This window comes from Neisseria sp. P0009.S008 (genome assembly GCF_051958615.1).
Lineage (GTDB): Bacteria > Pseudomonadota > Gammaproteobacteria > Burkholderiales > Neisseriaceae > Neisseria > Neisseria subflava.
On the sequence record NZ_JBQCVG010000001.1, the window covers coordinates 306,612 to 324,933 of the forward strand.

General features: G+C 50.1%; 15 protein-coding genes. 1 reads left to right on the forward strand and 14 read right to left on the reverse strand.

The features are described from left to right. Window positions 1-46: 46 nt before the first annotated feature. The 11 genes from gloB to ACTHSQ_RS01545 form a co-directional block, all read right to left on the reverse strand. Window positions 47-796, reverse strand: a complete 750-nt coding sequence (gene gloB / locus ACTHSQ_RS01495; protein ID WP_440371009.1) for a hydroxyacylglutathione hydrolase — start codon at window positions 794-796, stop codon at window positions 47-49. Window positions 797-819: 23 nt separating this feature from the next. Beyond that, window positions 820-1,905: a hypothetical protein gene (locus ACTHSQ_RS01500; RefSeq protein ID WP_440371010.1), complete on the reverse strand. Its 1,086-nt coding sequence runs from the start codon at window positions 1,903-1,905 to the stop codon at window positions 820-822. A 194-nt stretch (window positions 1,906-2,099) separates the two neighbouring features. Continuing rightward, window positions 2,100-2,918, reverse strand: a complete 819-nt coding sequence (locus tag ACTHSQ_RS01505; RefSeq protein ID WP_440371011.1) for an HNH endonuclease — start codon at window positions 2,916-2,918, stop codon at window positions 2,100-2,102. Between the two features lie 328 nt (window positions 2,919-3,246). Continuing rightward, window positions 3,247-7,143 carry a phosphoribosylformylglycinamidine synthase gene (purL, locus tag ACTHSQ_RS01510; RefSeq protein ID WP_440371012.1) on the reverse strand — a complete coding sequence of 1,299 codons (3,897 nt, stop codon included), beginning with the start codon at window positions 7,141-7,143 and terminating at the stop codon, window positions 3,247-3,249. Window positions 7,144-7,449: 306 nt separating this feature from the next. Further along, the gene (gene rep, locus ACTHSQ_RS01515) at window positions 7,450-9,453 is read right to left on the reverse strand and encodes a DNA helicase Rep (protein ID WP_440371013.1); all 2,004 of its coding nucleotides are present in this window, start codon (window positions 9,451-9,453) and stop codon (window positions 7,450-7,452) included. 91 nt (window positions 9,454-9,544) lie between these two features. Next, window positions 9,545-10,480 (reverse strand): dihydroorotate oxidase, encoded by a 936-nt coding sequence (locus ACTHSQ_RS01520; protein WP_440371014.1) that lies wholly within the window; start codon window positions 10,478-10,480, stop codon window positions 9,545-9,547. 224 nt (window positions 10,481-10,704) lie between these two features. Then, window positions 10,705-11,886, reverse strand: a complete 1,182-nt coding sequence (locus ACTHSQ_RS01525) for an aspartate aminotransferase family protein (RefSeq protein WP_440371015.1) — start codon at window positions 11,884-11,886, stop codon at window positions 10,705-10,707. 170 nt (window positions 11,887-12,056) lie between these two features. Further along, on the reverse strand, window positions 12,057-12,398 hold the full coding sequence (locus ACTHSQ_RS01530) for a hypothetical protein (RefSeq protein WP_003686448.1): 342 nt from the start codon (window positions 12,396-12,398) through the stop codon (window positions 12,057-12,059). Window positions 12,399-12,519: 121 nt separating this feature from the next. Further along, window positions 12,520-13,491 carry a class I SAM-dependent methyltransferase gene (locus ACTHSQ_RS01535; protein ID WP_003686438.1) on the reverse strand — a complete coding sequence of 324 codons (972 nt, stop codon included), beginning with the start codon at window positions 13,489-13,491 and terminating at the stop codon, window positions 12,520-12,522. A gap of 14 nt (window positions 13,492-13,505) precedes the next feature. Further along, on the reverse strand, window positions 13,506-13,901 hold the full coding sequence (locus tag ACTHSQ_RS01540; protein WP_070632352.1) for a glycosyl transferase: 396 nt from the start codon (window positions 13,899-13,901) through the stop codon (window positions 13,506-13,508). Window positions 13,902-13,922: 21 nt separating this feature from the next. Further along, entirely contained in the window at window positions 13,923-14,126 is a 204-nt protein-coding gene (locus ACTHSQ_RS01545) for a hypothetical protein (RefSeq protein ID WP_036473308.1), read from the reverse strand. A 115-nt stretch (window positions 14,127-14,241) separates the two neighbouring features. Between ACTHSQ_RS01545 and ACTHSQ_RS01550 the strand changes: the two genes are divergently transcribed. After that, window positions 14,242-15,636: a DEAD/DEAH box helicase gene (locus tag ACTHSQ_RS01550; RefSeq protein WP_440371016.1), complete on the forward strand. Its 1,395-nt coding sequence runs from the start codon at window positions 14,242-14,244 to the stop codon at window positions 15,634-15,636. A 127-nt stretch (window positions 15,637-15,763) separates the two neighbouring features. Here ACTHSQ_RS01550 and leuB read toward each other — a convergent pair whose 3' ends face one another. The 3 genes from leuB to ACTHSQ_RS01565 form a co-directional block, all read right to left on the reverse strand. Beyond that, window positions 15,764-16,834, reverse strand: coding sequence for a 3-isopropylmalate dehydrogenase (gene leuB, locus ACTHSQ_RS01555; RefSeq protein WP_003686414.1), 1,071 nt, complete (start codon window positions 16,832-16,834; stop codon window positions 15,764-15,766). Between the two features lie 66 nt (window positions 16,835-16,900). Next, the gene (locus tag ACTHSQ_RS01560) at window positions 16,901-17,764 is read right to left on the reverse strand and encodes a DUF1444 family protein (RefSeq protein WP_440362916.1); all 864 of its coding nucleotides are present in this window, start codon (window positions 17,762-17,764) and stop codon (window positions 16,901-16,903) included. Window positions 17,765-17,802: 38 nt separating this feature from the next. Then, on the reverse strand, window positions 17,803-18,264 hold the full coding sequence (locus ACTHSQ_RS01565; RefSeq protein ID WP_440371017.1) for a YhcH/YjgK/YiaL family protein: 462 nt from the start codon (window positions 18,262-18,264) through the stop codon (window positions 17,803-17,805). Window positions 18,265-18,322: the final 58 nt, after the last annotated feature.

Consider the following 18,322-nt stretch of genomic DNA (forward strand, 5'->3'; position numbering starts at 1 on the left):
AACAGATATTGTTCAGACGGCCTTATTCTTTAGGGATCAAGCCCAATTAAAATTGATTTTTCAATTCACGCAAGGCAGCGAAGACTTCGAGTTCGCTGTTTAATTTTCGTCCGCTCAATTCTTCGGCGCGTGCCTGAACTTGGGGTAGGTGTACTCGGAAAAACGGATTGACTTTGCGTTCGTGCACCAGGCTGACAGGCAGTGTCGGCGTGTGTTCGGCAGCGGCCAAGGCCGTCTGAATGTCGGCGTTGTCTGGCTCGATATGCTGGGCAAAGCGCAGATTAGAAGCGGTGTATTCGTGCGCCGGATAAAACAGCGTTTCTTCGGGTAGTTGGTTGAATCGGTGGAAGCTGTCGTAAAGCTGCTCAATCGTTCCGGTAAATACACGGCCGCAACCGGCGGAGAACAAGGTATCGCCGCAGAAAACGTGCAGGCCGTCTGAATTTTCCAACAGATAGCTGATGTGGCGGTCGGTATGGCCGGGGGTTGCCCAAACGGTAACCAAGCCTTCGCCAAACGGGAACTGCGTACCTGCGGTAACGGTATGCGTTGCTACGTCGATGTCGCTTTCGCCATAGATCGGGGATTCCAAAAAGCCATGGAACAGGCTTTTTGCGCCGCCGGTATGGTCGGGGTGTGGATGGGTAATCCATGTTTGCGCCAGCATCAGACGGTTGTGGACGAGGAATTTCAAAACGGGCGTGGCATCAGACGGATCGACGCAGGTGGCATGGTTGCCTTCTTGAATCATCCAGATGTAGTTGTCGTTTAGGGCTTGGATTGGCGTGATTTTCATATGCTTTCTTCTGGTTAGGGGTTTCAGACGGCCTCTAAATAATCTTTGATATTCGGGCTTTGACCGAATACGGCTTCATGGGCCTGATGGATGCACAGTCGGTTGAACAGCAATCTTTGGGTTTGGTCGCCGTCGATAATCCGCACTTGGCCTTGCAGTTTGGGCGCGTCGTGATGAAAGGTATTTTTAAACGCGTGCCAACGGTCGGTTTGCAGGTGGACGATGGCAAACATATCGTGCGAAATATTAACGCCGACGCTGAATAGTTTGGCCGAGGCTTGCAGGCAGAAACTGCTGTCGCCAAATAGGCACAGCCCTGTGTTTTCCGGATAGCGGAACAATTCGATTTTCACGGCTTCGGGTTCGGCAAAGATGTTGCAAAACAAGCGTTCAAACAGCGACGGCTGCGCCACGCCTTCGCTCAACATACCGTAAAGCCCGCCCAGCCAATCGACATAGCCGAGAAAGGTGAAACGGTAGTCCTGCATAATGGCTTCGATGCGCTTGGGGTCGCGTTTGCTGATCAAGCGGACAAATTCAAAACCGACTTCCGGCAGCCGTGCCCGAAGCGTTTGGTGCAGGCGGTGGGCAAACAGGTTTTTATGGTTATGCGGATTGCGCAGGATCCCGAGGAATTTCAGCCGCAATATCCGCCACAAGGCATCCGGTACTTTGACGGTATCGGCATTTGCCATAGTTGTTTTCAGACGGTCTGCAGGTAAGGTGCGCAGGTGGTTGCAGGCCTCTTCGTAGCCGCTTTCATGACGGTTGAACCAGCTTTCCAGATTGTATTGGTTGGCGGAGTCTTCGACAAAGGTCAGCGTATAGAGGTTTTTCGCGGCCAAGTTGCCGATGATGTTGACGCTTATCGCTTTGCTGCGGTTTTGTTCTTTACCGCGGGCTTTTTCGCCAGTATGGAACATAGACAGCGGCAGGCGGTAAACGTTTTGGTTTTGCGGGCTGACCTGCGGATTATGCGCATGTTGCCGCTGCTCGGTTTGGGCGATAAAGTGGTGTTCCTTCGTCGGATTCGCGGTCAACAGGGCGTAAGGCTTTTCTCCGCATTCAGGAAATTCGCAATCGCTGAGGATAAAGGCTTGTCGAGTCATAATGTCGGGAAAGGCCGTCTGAATATGTCGATTATAGTTGATGGGGAGCTAAGGGGGAATGATTATACGGAATGATGGCGACGGGTTTGGTCTTTATACGCAAAAGGACGCAAAAGGCCGTCTGAAAATAGATACAGCTTGGTTAGCTAAATCGTTTTCAGACGACCTTAAATCAGCGGACTGTTCAACACTATTTATTCTTCTTTTTGGAAGACATGGTTGCGGTGATACTCGAAATATTTTTCGCTTTCCGGTCTAATTTTTAATTTCATATCGGGAGCAATTCCTAACCGCTTTTGATTTTCCGGTTCGATTGTCGGGTGGATTTTTATCGTCCCGTCGGTATCAAACGTAATCAGACCGCTATCGAATAATGCGTCGATATGAGGTGCGAGCATCAGACCATTGGAGGGGTCTAAACGCTCTTTATCGTTGCACTTACTCCAAGGTTTAATATGGCTGGCGATGAGTAAAGACTCGATATCTAGACCTGTCAGTGGACAGTTCGGATATAGTTTGAATACGTCTTGCCGGAATTGATTTTGCCCTCTGCGGACTTTTATTAAGCTTTTTAGTTCGGTTTGCTTTTCTGGGCTAGTTTCGGAGGCTAAACGGTTTTCGAGTTCAGCTATATTTTTTCCTAAGTGTGGGATAGAATTCGTGTAAGAATTTTGCTCTTCAGTCAGCCAAGCTGTCTTTTCTTCGTCTAATTCCTTTTTAAAACAAGTTTTACATCTATTTTCTCTATCATATTCATTCCAACTCCATTTTCTGAGTCTCTCTCGGGAGTTGGAACAAACTTTAAAATAATCTGAACCTTTTGTTGTCCAATTTTTGCCTATTTTTTCAGTTGGAAAGCTGCCACAACCACTACTAGCTTTGTGCAACATAGGGTATATAGGTTCGGTTTTACCTTTGTTTATGTTTAGTACAAAACCATTTTGGTTGTTCTTAAGCCATTCAATAAAAGCAGCATCATTTGGCATATCTTCAAAAATTACTATGTCAGACATAAGCCTCTCCAAATCTTTTCTATAAATTCAATTAAGTTTGTTTGTATATGTTCGGGACAAAAAATCTAGGCTGTCATTCCCGCGCAGGCGGGCATCCAGAAGTTTGGATTTGCAGTAGTCTTTAAATATTTTTGAAATGCAGAGGTCTGGATTCCCGCCTGCGCGGGAATGACGGCGGTTGGTTCGGTCTTCATACGCATTGGTTCGGTCTTATACGTAAAAGAATATATAAAGGTCGTCTGAAAACAGATATAACAGAATCCGCTAAATCGTTTTCAGACGACCTTTTCTTTAAATTCTTTAAACCTAAATCAAATCAGCCTGCCGGTTAACCCAAAGCTTTCCTTGCGCCGGCAAAGAGGCGGTACCAGCCGGACAATTCCGTCCAGTCTTCCGGTTTCCAGCTCATTTGCGCAGCGCGGTACACGCGTTCGGGGTGGGGCATCATGATGGTGACGCGGCCGTCGGCGTTGGTAACGCCGGCGATGCCTTGTGGCGAGCCGTTAGGGTTGAGCGGATAAGTTTGGGTCACTTGGTTTTGACCGTCCACATATTGCAGCGCAATGCCCAAATCGGCGGAAATGTTGCCGCCGTGAAGTGCGAAATCTGCGCGGCCTTCGCCGTGGCTGACGACGACGGGCAGGCTGGAGCCTTGCATTTCGTTCAGAATCAGGGAGGCTGATTTCGGAACATGGACCATGCTCAGGCGCGCTTCAAACTGTTCGCTCAAGTTGCGTTTGAATTTAGGCCATGCCTCTGCGCCCGGGATAATCTCGGCAAGGTTGCTGACCATTTGACAGCCGTTGCACACGCCCAATGTCAGCGTGTTCGGATCGGCAAAGAAGGCGGCAAATTGGTCGCGCAGAGCAGGGTGGAACAGAATCGATTTCGCCCAGCCTTCGCCCGCACCAAGTACGTCGCCGTAGCTGAAGCCACCGCACGCCGCCAGCATTTTGAAGTCGGCAAGATTGACGCGGCCTGCCATCAGGTCGGACATATGCACGTCGTAGGCATCGAAACCGGCGCGGGTGAACGCGGCGGCCATTTCGATTTGTCCGTTTACGCCCTGTTCGCGCAGGATGGCGATTTTGGGTTTTGCTCCGCTGTTGATGAAAGGCGCGGCGATGTCTTCGTTCACGTCAAACTTCACGTCGGTAAACAATGCGCTGCGTTCGTTGTCGCCAATCAGGGCAAACTCGCTGTCTGCGCAGGCAGGGTTGTCACGCAGGCGTTGGATGGCGTGGCTGGTTTCCTGCCATGCACGTTGCAGGTCGGTGCGGTTTTGTTCCAACACGATGCCAGCCTGATTGCGGATAACAATTTTCTCGTCAGTACCGATGGTCGCAATAGCATGCAGTGCCAAATCAGCTTCTTTAAACAAGGCTTCTACTGCCGCGACATCTTGTTTGGCAATTTGAATCACTGCGCCCAGTTCTTCATTGAATAATACGCGAATGCTTGCTTCGTTGACATCGGCTTGGTTGGTAACCAGCGAGGTCAAATCCACATTGACGCCGATGCGGCCTGCAAACGCCATTTCCGCCAGCGTCGCAAACAAGCCGCCGTCGCTGCGGTCGTGATACGCCAAGAGTTTGTCTTCGGCGACAAGCTGCTGAATCACGTTGTAAAACGCTTTCAGACGACCTGTATCGTCCAAATCGGGCGCGTCGCCGCTCATATTGTTGTACACCTGACCGAACGCCGAGCCGCCCATACGCGCTTTGCCGAAGCCCAAATCGACAAACAGCAATACGCTGTCTTCGACGTTTTTCAATTCGGGCGTAACGGTTTTGCGTACGTCTTGAGCTGGCGCGAACGCGGAGATAATCAGGCTCAACGGCGAGACGACGGATTTTTTCTCTTCGCCGTCCTGCCAAACGGTTTTCATCGACAGGCTGTCTTTACCTACCGGAATGCTCAAATCCAATGCCTGACAGGCTTGGGAGACGGCTTCGACGGTGCGGTAGAGTTTTTCGTCTTCGCCCTCGTTGCCGCACGCCGCCATCCAGTTGGCGGAAAGTTTGATGTTGCCGATGTCGCCGATGTTGACCGCCGCGATGTTGGTGATAGCTTCGCCGACACACATTCTGCCTGAAGCAGGTGCGTCAAACAGGGCGATGGTCGGTTTTTCGCCCATAGACATCGCTTCGCCGCGATAGGTGTTGAAGCCCATCATGGTAACGGCGCAGTCGGCTACGGGCGTTTGGTATTTGCCGACCATTTGGTCGCGGTGGGTCATGCCGCCGACGCTGCGGTCGCCGATGGTAATCAGGAAGTTTTTGGCGGCTACGGTGGGCAGGCGCAGAACGCGGTAGGCGGCTTCGGTGATGTCGATATCGCCGGCGTTAAACGGTTTTTCAGACGACCTCACGGTTTTGTCGCTGCGTGTGGTTTTGGGCGGTTTGCCGAGCAAGACGTTCAGCGGCAAATCGACGGGATTGTTGGAGAACAAGTCGTCGCGTACTTTCAAATGGCCGTCGTCGGTCGCCGTGCCGACCACGGCAAACGGGCAGCGTTCGCGTTCGCAGATGGCGCGGAAGGTGTCCAAATCTTTTTCCAAAATCGACAACACATAACGCTCTTGCGATTCGTTGCACCAGATTTGCAGCGGGTTGAGACCGTGTTCTTCCAGCGGCACTTCGCGCAGCTTGAATACCGCGCCGCGTCCGGCATCGTTGACGAGTTCGGGGAAGGCGTTGGACAAGCCGCCCGCGCCAACGTCGTGGATGGAGATAATCGGGTTTTTGTCGCCGAGCTGCCAGCAGCGGTCGATCACTTCCTGCGCGCGGCGTTCGATTTCGGGGTTGCCGCGTTGTACGGAGTTGAAGTCTAAAGACGCGTCGTTTGTGCCGGTATCCATCGAAGAAGCCGCGCCGCCGCCCAAGCCGATAAGCATACCCGGGCCGCCCAGTTGGATCAGCAACGCGCCTTCGGGGATTTCGTCTTTATGCGTCTGCTGCGCCTGAATACTGCCCAGACCGCCCGCAATCATAATCGGTTTGTGGTAGCCGCGAACCTGACCGTCAAACTTTTCTTCAAAAGTGCGGAAGTAGCCCAAGAGGTTCGGACGGCCGAATTCGTTGTTGAACGCCGCGCCGCCGATGGGGCCTTCAATCATGATGTCTAAAGGGGAAGCAATATGGCCGGGTTTGCCGTAGGCTTGTTCCCAAGGCTGTTCCAAGCCCGGAATATTCAGGTTGGAGACGGTAAAGCCGGTCAAGCCCGCTTTCGGACGCGAACCTTTGCCCGTTGCACCTTCGTCGCGGATTTCGCCGCCCGCGCCTGTTGCCGCGCCCGCAAACGGCGCGATGGCGGTCGGGTGGTTGTGCGTTTCCACTTTCATGATGATATGCGTGTCTTCCTCGTGGAAGCGGTAGCCTTGGTTTTCCGCCGCATTCGGATAGAAACGCTCGATTTTCGCGCCTTCAATCACGGATGAATTGTCTTTATAGGCAACGACCGTGCCTTCGGGATGCGCGTTGTGCGTGTCGCGTATCATGCCGAAGAGCGATTTCGGCTGTTTTTCGCCGTTGAGGATGAAATCGGCGTTGAAGATTTTGTGGCGGCAGTGTTCGCTGTTTGCCTGCGCGAACATCATCAGCTCCACATCGGACGGATTGCGCTGCAAAGCCTGATAGTTCTCAACCAGATAATCGATTTCGTCGGTGGAGAGTGCCAAACCCATTTCGGTATTGGCTTTGACCAAAGCCTCTTTACCGCCGCCCAAAACATCGACGGTAGAGAAGGTTTCGGATTCGAGATGGTGGAATAATTTGGAGGCCGTCTGAAAATCGGGCAGCACGGATTCGGTCATGCGGTCGTGCAGCAAAGCCGCCCATTGCTGTTTCTGTTCATCATTCAGACGACCTTCCAGCCACACCGCCATGCCGCGTTCGATGCGCTCTATACCTTCCAAACCGCAGTTTTCCGCGATATTGGTTGCCTTGGAGGCCCACGGTGAAATCGTACCCAAACGGGGCGTTACCAAAAATAAATGCAAGCCCTCGCGCGCTTCGGGCGTTTGTTCAACGCTTTGCGCCGCCAACAAGGCTTGCAGTTTTTCGACAGTCTCGGCATCAAGTGTTTTTTCGCTACCGACAAAATACCAAAATTCGCTGCTTAATTTGACTTCGGGCAGGCCGAGGGCGGCTGCTTTTTGAAAGAGTTTTTCAACACGGAAATCGGAAAGGGCGGTTACACCGCGCAAGGGCAGAACAACAGACATGGATTCAGCTCACAAAATGCAGTTGGGGAATCCATTATTATACCTGAAAAATGCAATTTTGCTTGTGAATTTATACTTCAAGTGTTGACAATTTTTGCTTGTAAATTGAAGGGGAATAAGGCAATCGTGCTGCCCAGTTTTTTATTTTGTACCTGATTATTAGATTATTTTTGTTTATTTTTGAAGAATCGGAAGGAATGGGGATAGATGGGCGTAAAGGGATAAAGTAAAAATTATTTAATTGTTGACTTTGACATTTTGCTGACAATAAGGCCGTCTGAAACATTGCTTTCAGACGGCCTGGCTTTATCCTTTTCTTTTGTTTCCCAGCATATCCAGCAATCCTGCTAAATTACTTTTTCCCTCTTCCTTACTCACAATCGGCTCGCCGCCTTTGCGGCCTAGGATTTTGATGTCTTCCTGCGGCATTTCGTCTATGAAACGGCTCGGCTCGGGGAACTGCCATGTGCCTTGTTTTTTGCGTTTGACGCAGTGGGTCAGCGTAAGCTGGCGTTTGGCGCGGGTGATGCCGACGTACATCAGGCGGCGTTCTTCTTCGACGTTGTCTTCTTCGATGCTGTCGTTGTGCGGCAGGATGCCTTCTTCGCAACCGACAAGGAAAACGTAGGGGTATTCTAAACCTTTGGAAGCGTGCAGGGTGGAGAGTTTGACAGCATCGACTTCTTCTTCTTCGCTTTTGCCCTCCAAAAGCGTCATCAGGGCGATGGTTTGGGCAAGCTCGATGATGTTTTTACCATCTTGCTCGCCTTTGCGTTCCAACCAGCCGGTCAGGTCGCTGACGTTGCGCCATTTGATTTCGCCTGCTTTGCCTTCTTCGTTGGCCAATAGGTGGTTTTCGTAGTCGATTTCTTTCAGCAGGTTATGAATAAGCTCGCCTGCTTCGCTGGTTTCGGCTTTGGCACGGTAGTTTTCAATCATATCCATGAAAGCTTGCAGGTGTTGGCGGTTGGTATGGTTCAACAGGGCAAGCGCTTCTTCTGTTTGCGCGGCTTCATATAGGCTGCATTCGTGTTCGTGTGCGTAGGTATTGAGCTTGCCCAGAGTCACGTCGCCAATACCACGTTTGGGCGTGGTGACGGCGCGCAGGAAGGCAGGATCGTCATTGGGATTGGCAAGCAGGCGCAAATAGGACAAAACGTCTTTGATTTCGGCTTTGTCGAAAAAGCTTTGTCCGCCGGAGAGTTGGTAGGGAACGCGCGCGCTGCGCAAGGCTTCTTCAAAAATCCGCGCCTGATGGTTGCCACGGTATAACACGGCGAAATCGGCATATTGGGTTTTATCGCCGCCGACCAGCTTTTGTTTGACGATTTGGCTGACGACCCAGTCGGCTTCGTGTTGCTCGTTTTGGCAGGCAACGACTTTGACGATTTCGCCTTCGCCGAACTGTGACCAAAGTTTTTTCGTGAACAGCTTGGGGTTGTTTTCAATCACTTTGTTGGCGATTTTGAGAATCCGCGCGGTGGAGCGGTAGTTTTGCTCCAATTTGATGACTTTCATCTGCGGATAGTCTTCCTGCATTTTGCGCAGGTTTTCCATGTTCGCGCCGCGCCATGCGTAGATGGATTGGTCGTCGTCGCCGACGGCGGTAAACATGCCTTCTGCACCGGTCAGAAGTTTCATCAACGTAAATTGGCAGGTATTCGTATCTTGGCATTCGTCAACCAACAAATAACGCAGCCGCCGCTGCCATTTGTTGCGCACCTCGCTGTTTTGCTGCAACAGCACGGCGGGCAGGCGGATTAAGTCGTCGAAGTCCACCGCCTGATAGCTTTGCAGGGTTTCCTGATAACTCGCATAGACGCGTGCTGTTTGTTGTTCCCACACATTAGCGGCCGTCTGAACTGCCTCTTCAGGCGTTTTTAAATCGTTTTTCCAAAGGGAGATTTGATGCTGCGCTTTGAATATGGCTTCTTTGCCCGTACCGCCTAAGAGCTCGCCGATGATTTTGGCGCTATCGGTAGAGTCGAGGATGGAAAAATTTTTTTTGTAACCGATATGGTTTGCCTCTTCGCGCAGAATCTTCATGCCCAAAGAGTGGAAGGTGCAAATCGTCAGCCCGCGCGTTTGCGACTTGGGCAGCATTTTGGCAACGCGTTCCTGCATTTCCGTGGCGGCTTTGTTGGTGAAGGTAATCGCGGCGACGGTATGCGGCAAATAGCCGATATTGACAATCAAATGCTTGATTTTTTGCGTAATCACGCCGGTTTTGCCGCTGCCTGCGCCGGCAAGGACGAGCAGGGGGCCGCCTAGATATTTGACCGCGGCTTGCTGTTGGGGGTTGAGTTTCATTGAAGGGGAAGACGGGTAATGTGGGGAGCAATTATACAACAAGGCCATCTGAAATTTTCAGACGGCCTTGGGCGTTTTTTTAGAGTAAACCTTATGCAAAATATTTCAATTTGCCTTTGAAGTCTTCCAGTTTTTCGTAGCCTTTTTGCGCCATGATGGCTTTAAATTCAAGGGAAACCCGTTCAAAAATGTCCACGCCTTGCTGGTGTAGCGCCGTGCCGATCTGCACCATGCTTGCGCCGCACAAGATGTGTTCAAACGCATCACGGCCGCTGTAAACGCCGCCCATTCCGATGACTTGGATAGATGGATCCAGTCTTTGATAGAACGCGTGGACATTGGCGAGCGCGGTCGGTTTGATGTATTGGCCGCCTATGCCGCCGAAGCCGTTTTTCGGTCGGATCACGACGGATTCGTCTTCGATATACATGCCATTGCCGATGGAGTTGACACAGTTAACGAATTTCAAGGGATAGCGGTTGAACACTTTCGCCGCTTGATCGAAATGGGCAATATCGAAATACGGCGGCAGTTTGATGCCTAAAGGTTTATCGAAGTAGCTGAAGGCTTCGCTCAAAATCCGCTCGGTGGTTTCAAAATCATAGGCGACTTGCGGCTTGCCGGGGACGTTTGGGCAGGAAAGATTGAGTTCGGTAATGCCGTTGAACCCGCTGTTTTGCACTTTTTTTAACAACATATGCGTTTCATCGGGCGACATACCGACCAGCGAGAGGAAAAAAGCACTTTTCGGATGAGTCTCTTGGAGTGAAAGCAGGTAATCTAGATAGTAATCAATACCTTGATTCGGCAAACCCATCGAATTGATGCTGCCGAGAGGTACGTCCCGATAGCGCGGCTCAGGGTTGCCTTGACGCGGGGTAAGCGTTGCTGTCTTGGTAATGAAAGTGCCTGCCGAAGACTGTCTGACCGCTTCCAATTCCTCAACAGTCGTACATGACACACCTGCTGCGTTCATCAGGCAGTTGTCAAAAGAAAAACCGGCGATTTGTGTTTTCAACGATACCATCTCCTGCTCCTTTTCTTCGCAAAATCAAATTGTTTGCCAAGCGTAACACGAAGAGGCGGTACGATTTTTAATAAACATCAAATGACAAAGCATGTAGGCGGATGTTGTTTTCAATATTGAAAAAAGGCCGTCTGAAAAACTCAAACAGTCTTTCAGACGGCCTTCACTATATGGCATCAATAGAACCAAAAGCTGCCGGCTGATTTGGATATTGGGTTTTGAAATCAGGCTAACCATTCGGCTAAGGCCGCTTCAAAACGTTTCAAGCCTTCGGCCATGTCTTCATCGTTCAGCAGTAGGCTGGGGGCGAAGCGCACCACGTTGGCGCCGGCAACCAGTACCATCAGGCCGTGTTTCAAAGCGGCGGCGGTGATTTCCGATGCCTTGCCTGCGTATTTGTCTGCCAACACGCAGCCGAGCAGCAAGCCCATGCCGCGGACTTCTTTAAATATGCCGGTCTTTTCACCCAATTCACGCAATGCCGTCTGAAGTTTTTGGCCTTGTTGTTTAACGTGTGCCAATGTTTCGGGCGCATTGATGATGTCAAATGCACGGCTGCCGACCGCACACGCCATCGGATTGCCGCCGAATGTCGAGCCATGCGTTCCGGGGCCGAAGGTTGGGGCGATTTTTTCGGTGGTTAGAATCGCACCAATCGGGAAGCCGCCGCCTAAAGCTTTGGCGGAGCTGAGGATATCGGGTGTTACGCCGTAATGCTCGTAGGCAAACAGTTTGCCCGTATGCCCCATGCCGGTTTGCACTTCGTCCAAAATCAGCAAAGCGCCGTGTTTGTCGCACAAACGGCGTGCGGCTTGCAGATATTCTTGGGTGGCAGGCAGGATGCCGCTTTCGCCTTGAATCGGCTCGATAATCACGGCGCAGGTTTTGTCGCTGACGGCTGCTTCCAATGCGGCAACATCATTGAAGGGAACGTGAGTAATGCCGGCCGGCAGCGGCGCGTAGTCTTTGCTGTATTTGGGCTGGCCGCCGACGGATACGGTAAACAGGGTGCGGCCGTGAAAGCTGTTGAGGCAGGAGATGATTTCGGTTTTGTGTTCTCCAAAATGATCGCGGCCGTATTTGCGCGCCAGTTTCAGCGCGGCTTCATTGGCTTCTGCGCCGGAATTGCAGAAAAACACTTTGTCGGCAAAGGTGTTTTTGACCAATTTTTGGGCCAATTCTTGCGCCGGTTGGGTGGTGTAGATATTGGAAATGTGCCAGAGTTTTTGCGATTGTTCGGCCAAGGCTACGACCAAATCGGGATGACAATGGCCCAGCGCGTTCACGGCAATACCGCCTGACAGGTCAATGTATTCTCGTCCTTCGGTATCCCAAACCCGGCTGCCGAGCGCGCGTTCCGGAATCATGGGGGCGAATGAGAAATTGGGTGTCAGGTAGTTTTGCATGTTCTTTTCCTTTTGATATTGTCAACAATCTCTTAAATTATGCGCCTATTGATTGAGAGATTCAATATGGTAATCAGGCCGTCTGAAAACTGGCTTTCAGACGGCCTGATGCTTATCTATCCTAAATACGCCATCACTCCATTGAGTTTTTAATTTGTATTTCGCTCTTGTTAAATGTTTTTCTGTTTGCCGATTTCTTTTGCTAATGTAAAAAATACTCTACCACTCTCATTGGTTAAAGTTTTCAAGTATTCATCAACATCAGTAACATTAATAACAACTGTTTCATTTGTATGTTTATTAAATTCTAAATCAACAATAATATTCCCATTAACCAATATTTCATATATATCTTCTTCTTCAGGCAGCATAGACAAACAATAAGCACTTGAAGCTGAAAACTCTTTTTTCAGATACTGAAGAAGAAAAGTATTTTTAATTAAAACATCATTAAATTCATCTAATGATTGCTTGACTTCTTTCGTTGTCCAATTTTTAACATTATTCTTCATTGTATTCTACCTGGGGTCGTAGTTATTAAATTACCATACTTATCTGTTTGGATCGTCATAATATTAGTTGGCATGTTGTTGTTATATTTATCATATCCAATATCCTTATTAACTCGGATGACTATTTCATAAATTGTATGAGAAATGCGACTTTATGCTTGATTTCCCAGCATTGATGGATTTTTTTGTTGCGGAAATCATCGGGAACGGACTGCTTGGAAATGTCTTTGACTGCGTATTGTTCCGCGACCGCATCGTCCAACACAAAGCTGCGCAGATTGTTGGAGAAATACAGAATGCCGTCTGAAGCGAGCAGGCTCATTGCGCCGTCAATCAGCTTTTTATGGTCGCGCTGGATGTCGAGGATGTCGAGCATTTTTTTGCTGTTGGAAAAGCTGGGCGGATCCATGACGATCAGGTCGAACTTTTTACCTTCGTCTGCGGCATTTTGCAGGTATTGGAACACATCGGCACGGACGATTTTGTGTTGTTCGGTGTCGATGCTGTTGAGCTCGAAATTGCGTTTTGCCCACTCGAGATAAGTGTTGGATAAATCGACGGTTTCACTGGATACTGCGCCGCCGGTTGCGGCGTAGACGGTGAAGCTGCCTGTGTAGGAAAACAGGTTGAGGAAGCGTTTGCCTGTTGCGGTTTCGCCGACTTTTTTGCGCGTGTTGCGGTGGTCGAGGAAAAGGCCGGTATCGAGGTATTTGTCGAGGTTGACCCAAAACTTGCGGCCGTTTTCAGTGATGACGAAATCGTCGCCGGTTTTGCCGGTTTTCTCGTATTGCTGCAAACCTTTTTGACGTTCGCGGCGTTTGAGGTGGATTTGTTCGGGCGCAAAACCGGTCACAAAACCAATGGCTTCCAATACATCCGAAAGCCATGCTTCGTATTCTTCGGGCTGCATCAGCCAGCCGGTATCGTATTCCTGAAGATGGATTTGGTCGCCGTAAACATCGATGGCAAAGGGAAATTGGGGAATATCGCGGTCGTAAATGCGCCAGGCTTCGATATTGTTGCGTTTGGCCCATTTCATGAGATGTTTGATGTTTTTGCCCAAACGGTTGGCAAAGGGGGTAATGTCGGTCATGGTTTCAGACGGCCTTATTGGGGAAGTTTCCAGAATTGATCAGCAGGGACGTAGGCGTGGCGGTCAAGCATATAGAGAATTGTATCGTCAGGCGCAACCATGGTGGCACGGTCGGTCTTGCCTTTAAACGGGAACACGATTCGTGCTTCCGAAGCATTTTTGATATCGATGCCGTAGCTGGTTCTGCCGCTTTCTAATTTGTATTGGTTTTGAGTGTATTCGTAAACAGTTTCTTTGCCTTTTTCGTCTTTGACGGTAAAGCTTTTTGCGGCAAAAGTGATTTCGGCTTTGCTGCCGTCGGATGCAACGGCCTTCCATTCGCCGCGATAACTCTCCGATCCGCTGCACGCGCCGAGCAACAGGGCAACGGCAAATGCAGGTAATAAGACGGCAGTTTTGAAAAACTTCATGTCGGATTCATCCGTGCTGATTCAATAAAACGGCATTATAGCTTGATTTTGCAGTTGCAGCCTGTTTTGCTTGACCTGGGCGGTTTTCTCCTTTATCATCCGCAGTTCGTCTTTTGATACGAAGCCATCGTCATCCAACCTAAACCGCCGTTTCGGGCGCGTTTCTTTTATTGCTTGCATATTTGCAAAGCCTTTTCTGTGCAGGTTGTCGTCGATGTTAACCACAAGCAAGATGCTTGCGACAACCCTGTAACTTCACATTTCCCGTATCGTTACTTTCCTTTGCTTCAGGTCGTCTGAAATTGTTCAGGCGTGCGCGTTGTTGTCTCTTAGGATAGATATGTCTATTAAATTTGCCGATTTGAACCTTGATAAAAACATTTTGTCTGCCGTAAGCAGCGAGGGTTATGAAAGCCCGACCCCGATTCAGGCGCAAGCGATTCCGTTTGCTTTGGATGGCCGCGACATTATGGCTTCGGCACAAACCGGTTCAGGCAAAACCGCAGCATTCCTGCTGCCGACTTTGCAAAAACTGACCAAACGCAGCGAAAAACCGGGCAAAGGCCCGCGCGCTTTGGTGTTGACTCCGACCCGCGAATTGGCGGCTCAGGTGGAAAAAAATGCGCTGGCGTATGCCAAAAATATGCGCTGGTTCCGTACTGTCAGCATTGTCGGCGGCGCATCTTTCGGCTACCAAACCCGTGCCCTGAGCAAACCGGTTGACCTGATTGTCGCCACTCCAGGCCGTCTGATAGACTTGATGCAGAGCGGTAAGGTTGATTTTGATCGTTTGGAAGTGCTGATTCTGGACGAAGCCGACCGTATGCTGGATATGGGCTTTATCGACGACATCGAAACCATCGTGGAAGCGACTCCGAGCGATCGTCAGACTTTGTTGTTCTCCGCCACTTGGGACGGCGCGGTGGGCAAACTGGCGCGCAAATTGACCAAAGACCCTGAAACCATCGAAGTTGAGCGTGTGGACGATCAAGGCAAAATCGAAGAGCAGCTGTTGTACTGCGACGATATGCGCCATAAAAACCGCCTGCTCGACCACATCTTGCGCGATGCCAATATCGATCAATGCGTGATCTTCACATCCACTAAAGCCATGACCGAAGTCATTGCGGATGAATTGTACGAAAAAGGTTTTGCCGCCAACTGCCTGCACGGCGATATGCCGCAAGGCTGGCGTAATCGTACGCTGATGGACTTGCGCAAAGGCCGCTGCAAAATTTTGGTTGCCACCGACGTTGCCGCACGCGGTATCGACGTACCTACCATTACCCACGTTATCAACTACGACTTGCCGAAACAGGCAGAAGACTACGTTCACCGTATCGGCCGTACCGGCCGTGCAGGCCGTACCGGTATTGCGATTACCTTTGCCGAAGTGAACGAATACGTCAAAGTACACAAAATCGAAAAATACATCGCCCGTAAATTGCCTGAGCTGACCATCGAAGGCATGGAACCGACACGCAAACGCAAATCTGCCGGCGGCAAACCGAAAGGTAAAGGCGGCTGGGGCGATCGTAAATCCGGCGGCTGGCGCGGCGATAAGAAACCGGCTAAAGAAGGTTTCGGCGGTAAAGCTCGCGGCGAAGGCCATAAAAAAGACGGTTTCAAGAAAGATGGTTTCAAAAAAGCTGACGGTTTTAAAAAAGGCGGCGAAGGCTTTAAAGGCAAACGTAAGTCTAACGACGGCTTTGGCGGCAAACATAAAAAAGGTTGATTGCTTCAATCTTAAGGCTGTCTGAAAAGACATAAGGGCGTGTGAAGACACGCCCTTTTTTATGGTCTCGAGTTTTCGTATAGAAAAAAGCGCGGGATTGGTCCCACACTTTTTTTCAGACAGCCTCTTACAAAGCAGCCAATACGGCATCGCCCATTTCGGAGCAGGAAACCAGTTTGGTGCCTTCTTCGTAAATGTCTCCGGTACGCAAGCCTTGTTGCAGTACTTTTTGTACGGCGTTTTCAACTTGTTGCGCGCGGGCTTCGTCGTTCAGGCTGTAACGCAGCAGCATGGCAAGGGAGAGGATGGTGGCCAGCGGGTTGGCTTTGTTTTGTCCGGCGATGTCGGGGGCAGAGCCGTGTGACGGTTCGTACAGACCTTTGCCGTTTTCGTCCAACGAGGCGGAGGGCAGCATGCCGATGGAGCCGGTCAGCATGGAGGCTTCGTCGGAGAGGATGTCGCCGAAGATGTTGCCGGTGGCGATGACGTCGAATTGTTTGGGTGCGCGCACGAGCTGCATGGCGGCGTTGTCCACGTACATGTGGGAGAGTCCGACGTCGGGGTATTGTTTGCCGATTTCTTCAAAGATTTCGCGCCATAGTTCGGTGGTTTCCAAGACGTTGGCTTTGCCGACAGAGCAGACTTTTTTGCTGCGTTTTTGGGCGGATTGGAAGGCAACGTGGGCAATACGGCGGATTTCGCTTTCGCTGTATTTCATGGTGTTGTAGCCTTCGCGTTCGCCGTTTTCTAAAACACGGATGCCGCGCGGTTCGCCAAAGTAAATATCGCCGGTCAGTTCGCGTACGATAAGGATGTCGAGGCCGGCTACGATTTCCGGTTTCAAAGTAGAAGCATTGGCCAGCTCTTTATACAAAATGGCAGGGCGCAAATTGGCAAAAAGATTCAAGTCTTTACGAATAGCCAACAAGCCGCGTTCAGGGCGCAGCGGACGATCGAGATTGTCGTATTGAGGAGAACCGACTGCACCAAGCAGGACCGCATCGGCTTTACGGCAAAGGTTTTGCGTGAATTCTGGATAAGGATGGCCGTATTCGTCATAGGCTTCGCCGCCCAAAGGTGCGTATTCGTAGCTGACATCCAAACCTTGTTCGATAAGTTTGTCGAGTACGCGGACGGTTTCTGCAACGATTTCAGGGCCGATGCCGTCGCCGCGCAAGATAGCGATATGTTTGGTCATTTCGGGTTTCCTTATGGGAAGGTGTTAGGTAAAGGGCAGGTCGTCTGTTTTTCAGACGGCCTTAAATCAATTTGCTCTGAAAACGCTGATTGTACCATTATGATACTGGTAAAGCTGGGTAGAAATCGCGTAGGCAGATTCTTCAAATGCCTGCAGGGCGATATTCGCCATCGCCTGCAAAGCTTCTTCATCGGACGGGCTGCAAACGAGCAGGGCGTTGCGTGCCGGGACTGCAAAAACAGGATTGGCAGGCAGCATAGGATCGTCTCTAAGTACTTCGTCCAAAAGCAAAATCAGGGAAGCATCATAGTCGTTGTCCAAATGGATTTGAGCCAATGACCAACCTTCGGCATGATGAATTTGGACACGTCCATTCATCCGTTGGCGCAAATTATCCATTGCGGTACGATACAAGGCGTCTTCATCTTCAATACCGGTCTCTTCCATATGCTCACGATTGAGCGTATGCATGGATTCTTCCGTATCCACCATATAAAGCAACATGATATCGCCTGCAATCGGTTTATATACCAGGTAATCGGCAGGTTCGGCTTCATCCGTATTTGTAATCAGTCTGGCGTTTTCCAAATAAATCGTATTTTTAATCGTCGGAAGAATTTGTTGTGCTGAAACACTGGCATCAGTGTCTTGAATCTTATAGATAACCGCTAAATTGGCTGCAACAATAGCCTCCAAGGCCTCGGGATTTTGCAGATAACTTGTGTAATGGTTGCTCAAATATGTGCTGAATGATGCTTCATCGTCTTTGGAAAAATGGACAATAATCGGCGAAGACGCAATAGTTTCGCCCCAGTCGATTTTTGCCTCAAGATGCAATTCTTCTTGAATGCGACGGGCAAAGTATTCGACAAATTCCTGCCAAGTCATTAATTTAGGTTTGGAGCGGAACAACCTGCTGAAAAAAGACATATTGTGTCCTGAATAAGGGGATAAGGCCGTCTGAAAAATTATAGACGTTCGGTTTCAACACGGATTTTAAAAACAACTTTGCGTATGTTCGGTCTGTCACCAACCAATGGGGCATGCGCATCATTCGGGAAGAATAGCGCAAATTCGCCGGGCTCCAAGGTCAGCCAAGTTTCCGGCTCGCAGTCGAAAAACTCGATATCGCGCTTTTCGTCGTAGCCTAAACCGTTTTTCAGACGACCCCTGTCTATCCAGCCATATGTTTCGCTGCCATCAATCGGCGTTTGAATATCAATATGTTTTAAGTGCGCTTCAGGCTGGGCTTCTCCCTGCATCCTCATCGGATCGCTGCCGATAAAAATACGGATATTGGGATTCTCGCATGGCACTTGGCCGTCCGGCAGCTTGGCAAAATCTAAGGTCTGCAACAGATGGAAGGCTTCGGCAAAGTCGGGATGCAAGGCAGCGTAGCGGGTGGCATTGCTTATGGTGTCGGTAATCATAATATATTTGTGTAGATTAAAGGCCGTCTGAAACACTTAAATTTTTCAGACGGCCTTT

Bases quoted from the DNA above. Each gene is read 5' to 3' on its own strand.
- ACTHSQ_RS01525 (WP_440371015.1), bottom strand. From the start codon at position 11,886: ATGCAAAACTACCTGACACCCAATTTCTCATTCGCCCCCATGATTCCG.
- ACTHSQ_RS01530 (WP_003686448.1), bottom strand. From the start codon at position 12,398: ATGAAGAATAATGTTAAAAATTGGACAACGAAAGAAGTCAAGCAATCA.
- ACTHSQ_RS01505 (WP_440371011.1), bottom strand. From the start codon at position 2,918: ATGTCTGACATAGTAATTTTTGAAGATATGCCAAATGATGCTGCTTTT.
- purL (WP_440371012.1), bottom strand. From the start codon at position 7,143: ATGTCTGTTGTTCTGCCCTTGCGCGGTGTAACCGCCCTTTCCGATTTC.
- ACTHSQ_RS01550 (WP_440371016.1), top strand. From the start codon at position 14,242: ATGTCTATTAAATTTGCCGATTTGAACCTTGATAAAAACATTTTGTCT.
- ACTHSQ_RS01520 (WP_440371014.1), bottom strand. From the start codon at position 10,480: ATGGTATCGTTGAAAACACAAATCGCCGGTTTTTCTTTTGACAACTGC.
- leuB (WP_003686414.1), bottom strand. From the start codon at position 16,834: ATGACCAAACATATCGCTATCTTGCGCGGCGACGGCATCGGCCCTGAA.
- rep (WP_440371013.1), bottom strand. From the start codon at position 9,453: ATGAAACTCAACCCCCAACAGCAAGCCGCGGTCAAATATCTAGGCGGC.
- ACTHSQ_RS01540 (WP_070632352.1), bottom strand. From the start codon at position 13,901: ATGAAGTTTTTCAAAACTGCCGTCTTATTACCTGCATTTGCCGTTGCC.
- ACTHSQ_RS01535 (WP_003686438.1), bottom strand. From the start codon at position 13,491: ATGACCGACATTACCCCCTTTGCCAACCGTTTGGGCAAAAACATCAAA.
- ACTHSQ_RS01560 (WP_440362916.1), bottom strand. From the start codon at position 17,764: ATGTCTTTTTTCAGCAGGTTGTTCCGCTCCAAACCTAAATTAATGACT.
- ACTHSQ_RS01500 (WP_440371010.1), bottom strand. From the start codon at position 1,905: ATGACTCGACAAGCCTTTATCCTCAGCGATTGCGAATTTCCTGAATGC.
- ACTHSQ_RS01565 (WP_440371017.1), bottom strand. From the start codon at position 18,264: ATGATTACCGACACCATAAGCAATGCCACCCGCTACGCTGCCTTGCAT.
- gloB (WP_440371009.1), bottom strand. From the start codon at position 796: ATGAAAATCACGCCAATCCAAGCCCTAAACGACAACTACATCTGGATG.